This is a genomic window from Cyanobium sp. LEGE 06143 (assembly GCF_015207535.1).
GTDB lineage: Bacteria > Cyanobacteriota > Cyanobacteriia > PCC-6307 > Cyanobiaceae > NIES-981.
This window is the reverse complement of sequence record NZ_JADEWP010000108.1, coordinates 1-8,687: the sequence shown is the minus strand read 5'-3', so window position 1 is coordinate 8,687 and position 8,687 is coordinate 1. Positions and strand designations below refer to the sequence as shown.

The following is an 8,687-nucleotide window of genomic DNA, read 5'->3' as shown; positions in this document are numbered from 1 at the left end:
GCTGCGTTCCAGTTCGGCGGTCTGGGGGTATTCGTCCTTGTCGATCAGGTTCGTGTCGAGGCCCAGATCCATCAGGGCGTGGACTTCGGGCTCCTCGCAGGTCTGGCAGAAGGTGGCCAGGTTCTGCTTGCTGTTGCCATCGAGCAGCAGCTCCTCGGTGAGGATGGCGGCGGTGAGGGCGGGCTCCTGGCCCTCGGCGGGGAACAGGTCCAGCGGCAGTGGCCGCACCAGCAGCTCGGCCTCCTGCTGATCGCGTTGGCTGGTGGCGCCGGTGAGGTGCAGGGCCATGGGCGGCTTGAGGGGGCCAGGGCCCTCACCGTATGCACGCTGGCGGGAATCGTCCGTCAGCAGGCGGGGGCGTGCAGCGGGCCGTAGAGGTCCGGGCGGCGGTCGGCCCGGTAGGTGGTGCCCTCCGGGTGCGGCGCGCGGAACTCAGCGGGGATCAGGTCGGCGAGCAGCAGGGTGGGGCGGTTCTGGGCGGCCAGCAGCAGGGCGCCATCGGGGCCGCAGATAACGCTGTTGCCGAGGTAATGGGCCCACGGCTCCCCCTCCACCAGCTCGAGGCCGCAGCGGTTGGCGTAGGCCACAAAGCAGCCGTTCGCGAAGGCATGGGCCGGCAGCAGGTTGCGCGACACATCGGGGTAGGGGTGTTCGGTGCGGCGGCCGTCGCTGAGACGCACCCACGTGTCGGCAGCGGTGGGGATCAGCACCAGGCTGGCGCCGGCCAGGGCCAGCAGGCGCGTGAGCTCCGGGAACTCAGCCTCGTAGCAGTTGAGCAGGCCCACGCCGACACCGTTGACGGCATGCACGGTGAAGGGCTCGCCCTCCTCGGCCAGCCGGTAGCCCTCACTCCAGAAGAGCCGTTCATCCGGACCCCAGAGGTGGGTCTTGCGGTAGTTCTTGAGCAGGCTGCCGTCGGCGGCCACCAGGGCGATGGCGTCGTAGAAACGCTCCTGGCCGCCCACCAGCGCCCGCTCGGCGTAGGGGCAGGCCATGGCCAGGCCGTGGCGGCGGGCGCAGGCCGCCACCCGCTCCAGGCTGGGACCATCCACCGGCTCCGCCAGCCGGCGCACCCGCTCCGGATCGCTGGCATAGCCGCTGAGAAACAGCTCGGGGAAGGCCAGCAACTGGGTGCCCCAGGTGGCGGCCTCGGCGGCCACCTGCTCCAGGCGCAGCAGGTTTGCCTCCACCGCTTCTGGGGTTCCCGCCGTCCCCTCCCCCTGCCAGAGAGCGAGCCGCAGCCCCTGCCCGGGGGCGGGCGGCGTGGGCAGCAGCCGGCTCAGCAGCAGCGGCAGCAGCGCGCTGAAGGGGGATTCCTTGGGATGGGGGAGCACAGCGGCGGCTGCGGGAGGTCACGGCCGAAGAGTCTGGGGCCCGTTGGCCCGCAGCCCAGCTGTCTATGGCCCATGGAGCGCGATCTCACCAACCACTCCCCGCCATCGCCCGTAGGCAACGGCGGGAAGAGAGGGAAGACGCCCATTGGCCACCGATGTCCTGGCCTGCTCACAACATGTTGATCACTCTTTGGTTCTCAGTCAGACCCTTCGGCATAGAGTGATGGGCTAACAACAAAAACAGGATGACGGCAGGAATCTCACAGAAGACGATCGACATTGTCAAGGCAACGGCTCCGGTGGTGAAGGAGCACGGCGAGAAGATCACCTCTCGCATGTATGAAATCGCCTTTTCAGAACGGCCTGACTACAAGCTTGGCTTTGAGAGCACCTGGATGGTTGATGCCCATGGCAACGGGCAGGCCAAGAAACTGGCTTCATCTGTCTATGCTTATGCAACCCATATCGATCGGCTCGATGAACTTGCCAAAGCGGTTGACGCCATCGCCCACAGGCATGTTGCCTGCCGGATCTTGCCCGAACAGTACCCCCTGATTGGAGAAAAACTGCTCCAGGCCATGAAAGAGGTTCTGGGTGATGCCGCCACTGATGACGTGATGGCTGCATGGACCGAAGCCTATGGGGCTTTGGCAGCCATCCTCATTGATGCAGAGGCAAGTCTGTACAAGCAGAACGACATTGACTTGGTCGAAAAGCTCGGCACAAGCCAGATCTAGGTGGGCAGAAGCCAGATGGGAGTCGGTCTCTACCGACCCAAGCGCCCGCCGCGGTCCGATCCCCCACGCTGGGATGGCCAACTGCGCTGGGCTGTCCAGTCCTCGAACCAGCCGCGCCGCCATAACCAGTAGCTCTGCAGCATGGCAATCAGGGCCATGCAGGCCAGGGCCAGGGGATAGCCGAAGCTCCACTTGAGTTCGGGCATCCGCACGAAGTTCATGCCGTAGATGCCCGCCACGAAAGTGAGCGGGGCAAAGATGGTCGACACGATGGTGAGTGTCTTCATCACCTGGTTCATGCGACTTCCCATGCTGGCCATGTAGGCATCGGTCACGGCATCGCACTGGTGCCGCAACAGTTCCACGTGCTCAAAGATCAGCGCCACCTGCTGATCCATGTCCCGGAAACCGCTCAGCGCCTCGCCGCCGAGCAGGCGATGGTTCTGGCGCAGCAGGATCATGATCTGGGGCCTCAGGGGCCACACCTGGCTGCGGATCTGCCTCAGGGTGGCGCGCACCTGGTAGGTGCGGTTCAGCAGGCTCGGCCTGGGGTTGCGCAGGGCTGCCTCCTCCATGCCATCCAGCAGATCGGCCAGTTCCTCCAGCATCGGGAAGAGCTCATCGAGCAGCTCATCAATCAGGAAGTGCAGCAGATCATCGAGATCCTCCTGGCCGGGCGGCGGCCTCAGCCCCAGCAGCCAACGGCTGAGGCGGGGAAAGGCCTCCGGCTTGGGGGCTTCCTCGAGGCTGAGCAGCAGGTTGGGCAGCAGCAGCAGACCCACCTGCTCGGAGATCAGCCGCGCCGGCGTTCTCGAAAAGCTGAGGCGGTGCATCACCACCAGCACCACGTCCTCCACGGCATCGAGGCGGGTGCGCTGGGGCGTGTCGATCAAGGGGGCGTGCAGCAGCGCAGGAACCCCCACCCGTGCCAGCACCTGGCTCACCAGCGCCGCATCGGCCTGGCCCTGCAGGCGCAACCAGCAGGGCATGCCCGTGGCCAGCAGGGCATCGAGATCGTCGAGGTTGTCGAGGCGCTGCTCCACGGCCCCATCGGGTGCGAACAGCAGGGCCGAGAGGCTGGTGGGCGGCTGGCCGCCGTGCACGAACAGGGGCCCGGGAAGCTCGCCCGGCCGCTCCTGCAGCCGGCGGGACACGAGCGACCCCGGGGCGAGTCGAATCATTCAGCGCTTCTCGCCAGGGGCGGAGCACAGGGGGGCAGCGCCGGGCTGAGCCGGCCCTCCAGGGCCATCCCCGTGCCGAGGAAGGCGGCCTGCAACAACAGACAGCAGCCGATCTGGCGGCGCTGAGCCCAGAGCAGCACGGCCATGGCGGGGGACGGCGGGGCCACCCAGTTCATCGCCCCGGCGGCTGGGGGGCTGTCGCCTGGACGACGCTTGAAGGGATCGCGCCGAACACGGGCCATGCCCTGACCCCTTCAGGCACCCTCCGCAGGCAGGCCCAGCTCCTGGCGCCAGGCCAGCAGGGGCCGCTCCCAGCCCTCCTCCAGTTTGGCGGCCACCACCAGGCGGGCGGCCAGGCCCATCGAAAAACCGTGGCTGAGGGCCCGCAGCAGGGGCTCAAGCGGCTCATCCTCCTGGAGCACATTGAGCAGACCGCCGAAGATCAGCATCACCGCCAGGGGGGAGCGCACCTGGGCCAGGTTGAAGGCCTGCAGGCCCAGCTCGCCCGGCCCATCCACGCCGAAACCGGTGAGCACGTGCACGATGTCGTGGGTCTCGCGCAGCCGGTGGGTGAGGTACTGCTGCGGCGAGGTGATCGGCGTGGGATCGATCAGGCTCTCCGCCGTCAGACCCTGGCCGCGCAGGTGCTGGGCGTAGGCATGGCCCAGGCTGCCTGCGGGCAGTGCCAGCAGCTGATCGAGATCCACCGGGGCGGGCCGCCAGCCGGCTTCCACCAGGGCGGCCATCCCCGGGTGCTCCAGCAGATGGCGTTGCATCTGGGTGGCGAGGGGACTGCCCTGCAGATGGCGGGCGATGGCGAACACGTTGTCGAGCTCGCCTGGATGGTTGAGGAACTGACCGAGGCTGGCCACCAACCGCAACGACTCCAGCCGTTGCTTCAGCTGCTGCATCATCGCGGCCGTGCCCATCGAATCAAGCCCAGCATGGATCAGAAGTGGTTCTCCACCACCAGCTCTTCCAGAGGCACCTGACCGGGCTTGGGCCAGGGCTCCTTGGTGCCCTTGCCGATGGCCACCAGCGGGCCCATCACATGGTCGGAAGGCAGCTGGATCAGCTGGGCCAGCTGTTCGATCTCAAAGCCGATCATCGGGCAGCTCTGATAGCCCATGCCGGTGGCGGCCAGCATCATGGTCTGCATCGCCATGCCGATCGAGCGCTGGGCCTCATCGCGCTGCAGCCACTCGCGGCCTTCGTGGAAGGGGCCCATCCAGCCCACCAGCAGCTCAGCCACCTCCTGGGGCGCATTGACCCAGTAGCGCTCGGGGTTCTTGGCAAAGGCCCTGGTGTCGGCCGTGAACAGCACCAGCAGGGAGGCGTCGGTGATCTGGGCCTGGTCGTTGCCCAGCTCGGTGCGGATGCGGGCGCGCAGCTCGGGATCCCGCAGGATCACAAAGCGCCAGTGCTGGATGTTGAAGCTGGTGGGGGCCTGGATGGTGGCCTCCAGCAGGCGACGCTCCTCGGCAGGCGTCAGCCGGTGGCTGGGATCGAACTGCTTGACGGAGCGCCGGCTGACAATGGCCTCAAACACATCCATGGGGCTCTGGCTCCCTGACAAGCGGTTGGTGGGGGCAACTTAGGGAGTGGTGGGCCTCAGGGCAGCGTGAAGCCGGAGGTGTTGAGGTGCTTGAGGTCGAGCATCACAACGGTGGACCACACCACCGCGGCCAGGCCAGCCAGCACGCCAAGCACCACCAGGGCACTGATCAGGCGCGATTTGAGGGAGGGGTCGGAGTTCGTCTCGGCCATGGGGGACACCAGCAGAACGCCAGTGTGGCACTGCCCTCTAGGGCCGGGGAGTGAGCAGGGCCAGGGCCTCCGCCCTGTGGCTGCCGCGCCAGAGCCACTGCCAGCACCAGCCACTGGCTTCGGCGACCCGCTGGATGGCCCTGCCATCAGCCGGCAGGTCGTGGCGGCTGATGTGATCGATCACCTGCTGGGCCCCGGGTCCGGCCAGGGCGTGCCAGCGCTGGCGGATGCGCTGGCAATAGCGCTCCAGATACTGCTCGCGGCTCTCGCCTGGCTCCCGGAACACGTCGGCCCAGAGGAACAGCCCATCCGGCGCCAGCCGCGAGCGCAGGCCCACCAGAAAGCGCTGCTTGTCGGGATCACTGAGGTGATGCACCGCATAGGCGCTGTGCACCAGCTGCACCGCTGGCTTCTGGGCCGCCTGCGGGTCCAGGGCCCAGGCCAGCAGATCCTGCTCACACCAACTGCATGGATAGGCCGGGACCCCTAGCTGGGCGGCGGCCCGGGGCAGCACCTCGGCGCAGAGATCGAGGCCGGTGTAGTGGGCCAGCGGCAGGCGCCGCAGCAGGGGGGCCAGCTGGGCGAGGTCGCCGCAGCCCAGGTCCACCAGCCGGGGGGCAGGAGCGGAGGAGGGCCGTGCCTGCAGCCAGCCCTCCAGGGCTGTCGCAGTGGACGCCGCCAGCGCCCGGTGCTCCATCAGGTCGAGGTCCACCACCTGCCGGTAGGTGTCCCAGCGCTGGACAAACAGATCGGTGGCTGTGTCGGAGGTCATCGGGTGCAGGCCACGGGCCCAGGCCCCGGTGCTGACAGACCCCAGGGTGTTCGAGTCGATGATGGCAGGGCACCGGCGCGATGAGGCCGCTCTTGGCAGGGGATTCCCCAGTCGGCATTCTGCTGCTGCATGGCTTCAGCGGCGGACCGAGCAGCTTCACGAGCCTGGAGCCGGCCCTGCGGCCGCTCGGGCTGCCCCTGGCCGTCCCACGCCTGCGGGGTCACGGGGAGGCGTCGCCCCTGGGCCTGGCCGGCATCACCTGGGCCGACTGGCTCGCGGATGCCAGCAGCGCCCTGGCGACCCTGCGGGCCGCGCTTGGGGCTGGGGCTGGCGCCGAAAACGGCAGCGTGATCGTGGTGGGCCACAGCATGGGGGCCCTGCTGGCGCTGCTGCTGGCGGCTGAGCAGCCCGGGGCGATCGACAGCCTGGTGCTGGTGGCCACACCACTGCAGCTGGGTTCTCCCCTGGCTCCGGGGCGGCCGCTGGGGGGGCTGGTGCCGCTGCTGGGACGACTGCTGCGCCGCTGGCCCCTGCCGAAGGATTACGTCGATGCGGCCCTGGCCGCCAGCGACCCCAGCTATCCCTGGGTGCCGATGGATGCCCTGCTCTCTTTCCTGGAGCTGATTGGGGTGGCCCGGCGGCGACTCCCCGAGGTGAAGCAGCCGGCGCTGATCCTGCACAGCACGGCCGACCGGGTGGTGGCCCCCGCGGCGGCGAACCTGCTGGCCGCCGAGATCGGCAGCCCCAGCAGCCGGGTGCGCACGGCCTGGTTCGAGCGCAGCGGCCATGAGCTGTTCCGCGACGTGGAGCAGGACACCGTGATCGGCGCGGTGGTGGCGTTTGTGAGCGAGCGGATCAGGCTGGCGAGCGGAGGTTGAAACAACCGAGCTCCATCACCTTGGTCCAGGCCGCCACGAAGTCGGCCGCGAAGCGGGCAGCGCCATCGGCCTGGGCGTAGACCTCGGCGATGGCCCGCAGCTGGGCATTGGAGCCGAACACCAGGTCCACCCGGGTGGCGGTCCAGCGCAGCGCACCGGTGGCGCGGTCGCGGCCTTCGAAGTGGTCGGGGAGGCTGCTGTCTGCGGCCTCGGGGCTGGGGGTCCAGACCGTGGCCATGTCGAGCAGGTTCACGAAGAAGTCGTTGCTGAGGGTGCCGACCCGGTGGGTGAACACGCCATGGCTGGATCCGCCCGCATTGGCGCCCAGCACCCGCAGGCCCCCCACCAGCACCGTGAGCTCGGGGGCGCTGAGGCTGAGCAGCTGGGCCCGATCGATCAACAGTTCCTCGGCCCGCACTGCAAAGGCCCGCTTCTGGACGTTGCGGAAGCCATCGGCCTGGGGCTCCAGCACCGCGAAGGAGGCGGCATCGGTCTGCTCCTGGGAGGCGTCGGTGCGGCCTGGGCGGAACGGCACCTGCAGCGGCTGGCCGGCCGCGCTGGCCGCCGCTTCCACGGCAGCCGATCCGGCCAGCACGATCAGATCGGCCATGGACACGCGGGTGCCATCGCTCTGGGCGGCATTGAAACCCTGCTGGATGCCCTCGAGCACCAGGAGCACCCGCGCCAACTGCTCGGGCTGGTTCACCTCCCAGCTGTTCTGGGGATCCAGGCGCAGGCGGGCGCCGTTGCTGCCGCCGCGCTTGTCGGAGCCGCGGAAGGTGGAGGCTGAGGCCCAGGCGGTGGCCACCAGCTCAGGCAGCGTGAGCCGTGAGGCCAGCACCAGGGCTTTGAGTTCGGCGATCGCGGCGGCACCGATGAGGGGATGGTCCACGGCGGGCAGCGGGTCCTGCCAGATCAGGTCTTCCGCGGGAACATCGGGGCCGAGGTAGAGAGCCTTGGGCCCCATGTCGCGGTGGGTGAGCTTGAACCAGGCGCGGGCAAACGTGTCGGCGAAGGCCCGCTGGTCGGCGTGGAAGCGCCGGGAGATCGGTTCGTAGATCGGATCGAAGCGCAGCGACAGATCGGCGGTGGTCATCATCGGCCGGTGGCGCTTGCCGGGATCGTGGGCGTCGGGAATCAGGTGCTCCTCGCGCACATCCCTGGCGCKCCACTGCCAGGCACCGGCCGGACTCTTCTCCAGCTCCCACTCGTAGCCGAACAGCATCTCGAAGTAGCCCCGGTCCCAGGTGGTGGGGTTGGGCTTCCAGGCGCCCTCGATGCCGCTGGTGGTGGCGTCGACGCCCTTGCCCGTGCCGAAGCGGTTGTGCCAGCCGAGCCCTTGCTCCTGCAAGGTGGCGCCCTCCGGAGCCGGGCCCACCAGCTCCGGATCACCGGCGCCGTGGGCCTTGCCGAAGGTGTGGCCGCCCGCCACCAGGGCCACGGTTTCCTCGTCGTCCATGGCCATGCGGGCGAAGGTCTCGCGCACATCGCGGCCGGAGGCCACCGGGTCGGGCTCGCCGTTGGGGCCTTCCGGGTTCACGTAGATCAGCCCCATCTGCACCGCAGCCAGGGGGTTTTCGAGGTCGCGGTCGCCGCTGTGGCGCTCATCCCCCATCCAGCTGGTCTCGCGGCCCCAGTAGATGTCTTCCTCCGGCTGCCACACGTCCACACGGCCGCCACCGAAGCCGAAGGTGGGGAAGCCCATCGATTCGAGGGCACAGTTACCGGCCAGGATGATCAGATCGGCCCAGGAGAGGTTGGTTCCGTACTTCTGCTTGATGGGCCAGAGCAGCCGCCGGGCCTTGTCGAGGTTGCCGTTGTCGGGCCAGCTGTTGATCGGCGCGAAGCGCTGGTTGCCGGTGCCGCCGCCGCCACGGCCATCGCCGGTGCGGTAGGTGCCGGCGCTATGCCAGGCCATGCGGATGAACAGGCCGCCGTAGTGGCCCCAGTCCGCCGGCCACCAGTCCTGGGAGTCGGTCATCAGGGCATGGAGATCCCGCTTCACGGCGGCGAGGTCC

10 protein-coding genes and 1 pseudogene are annotated in these 8,687 nt (G+C 68.8%); 2 read left to right on the top strand and 9 right to left on the bottom strand.

The window, feature by feature from the left end; genetic code table 11:
- Window positions 1–288 (bottom strand): annotated as a pseudogene (locus IQ216_RS08770) (glutamate decarboxylase); the annotation flags it as partial.
- A 56-nt stretch (window positions 289–344) separates the two neighbouring features.
- The gene (locus IQ216_RS08765; RefSeq protein WP_370566679.1) at window positions 345–1,334 is read right to left on the bottom strand and encodes a carbon-nitrogen hydrolase family protein; all 990 of its coding nucleotides are present in this window, start codon (window positions 1,332–1,334) and stop codon (window positions 345–347) included.
- A gap of 245 nt (window positions 1,335–1,579) precedes the next feature.
- Between IQ216_RS08765 and IQ216_RS08760 the strand changes: the two genes are divergently transcribed.
- Window positions 1,580–2,071 carry a globin domain-containing protein gene (locus IQ216_RS08760; protein ID WP_193815172.1) on the top strand — a complete coding sequence of 164 codons (492 nt, stop codon included), beginning with the start codon at window positions 1,580–1,582 and terminating at the stop codon, window positions 2,069–2,071.
- 29 nt (window positions 2,072–2,100) lie between these two features.
- Here IQ216_RS08760 and corA read toward each other — a convergent pair whose 3' ends face one another.
- Genes corA through IQ216_RS08730 form a run of 6 tightly spaced genes read right to left on the bottom strand, consistent with a single transcriptional unit; the run spans window position 2,101 to window position 5,791 of the window.
- A complete protein-coding gene (gene corA, locus IQ216_RS08755) occupies window positions 2,101–3,252 on the bottom strand; it encodes a magnesium/cobalt transporter CorA (RefSeq protein WP_193815171.1) in 1,152 nt (383 codons plus the stop codon).
- On the bottom strand, window positions 3,249–3,494 hold the full coding sequence (locus IQ216_RS08750; protein ID WP_193815170.1) for a hypothetical protein: 246 nt from the start codon (window positions 3,492–3,494) through the stop codon (window positions 3,249–3,251). Before IQ216_RS08750 ends, corA begins: the two co-directional genes overlap by 4 nt.
- Window positions 3,495–3,506: 12 nt before the next feature.
- Window positions 3,507–4,181: a Coq4 family protein gene (locus IQ216_RS08745; protein ID WP_370566678.1), complete on the bottom strand. Its 675-nt coding sequence runs from the start codon at window positions 4,179–4,181 to the stop codon at window positions 3,507–3,509.
- Window positions 4,182–4,201: 20 nt separating this feature from the next.
- Entirely contained in the window at window positions 4,202–4,807 is a 606-nt protein-coding gene (locus IQ216_RS08740) for a nitroreductase family protein (RefSeq protein WP_193815169.1), read from the bottom strand.
- 56 nt (window positions 4,808–4,863) lie between these two features.
- Window positions 4,864–5,019, bottom strand: coding sequence for a hypothetical protein (locus IQ216_RS08735; protein ID WP_193815168.1), 156 nt, complete (start codon window positions 5,017–5,019; stop codon window positions 4,864–4,866).
- Window positions 5,020–5,056: 37 nt separating this feature from the next.
- Window positions 5,057–5,791 (bottom strand): trans-aconitate 2-methyltransferase, encoded by a 735-nt coding sequence (locus IQ216_RS08730; RefSeq protein WP_193815167.1) that lies wholly within the window; start codon window positions 5,789–5,791, stop codon window positions 5,057–5,059.
- Window positions 5,792–5,883: 92 nt separating this feature from the next.
- Between IQ216_RS08730 and IQ216_RS08725 the strand changes: the two genes are divergently transcribed.
- The gene (locus tag IQ216_RS08725) at window positions 5,884–6,669 is read left to right on the top strand and encodes a carboxylesterase (protein ID WP_193815166.1); all 786 of its coding nucleotides are present in this window, start codon (window positions 5,884–5,886) and stop codon (window positions 6,667–6,669) included.
- Here IQ216_RS08725 and katG read toward each other — a convergent pair.
- Window positions 6,647–8,687 (bottom strand): catalase/peroxidase HPI (gene katG, locus IQ216_RS08720; protein WP_193815165.1); only part of this gene is annotated, 2,041 nt, incomplete at its 5' end. The genes IQ216_RS08725 and katG overlap by 23 nt on opposite strands.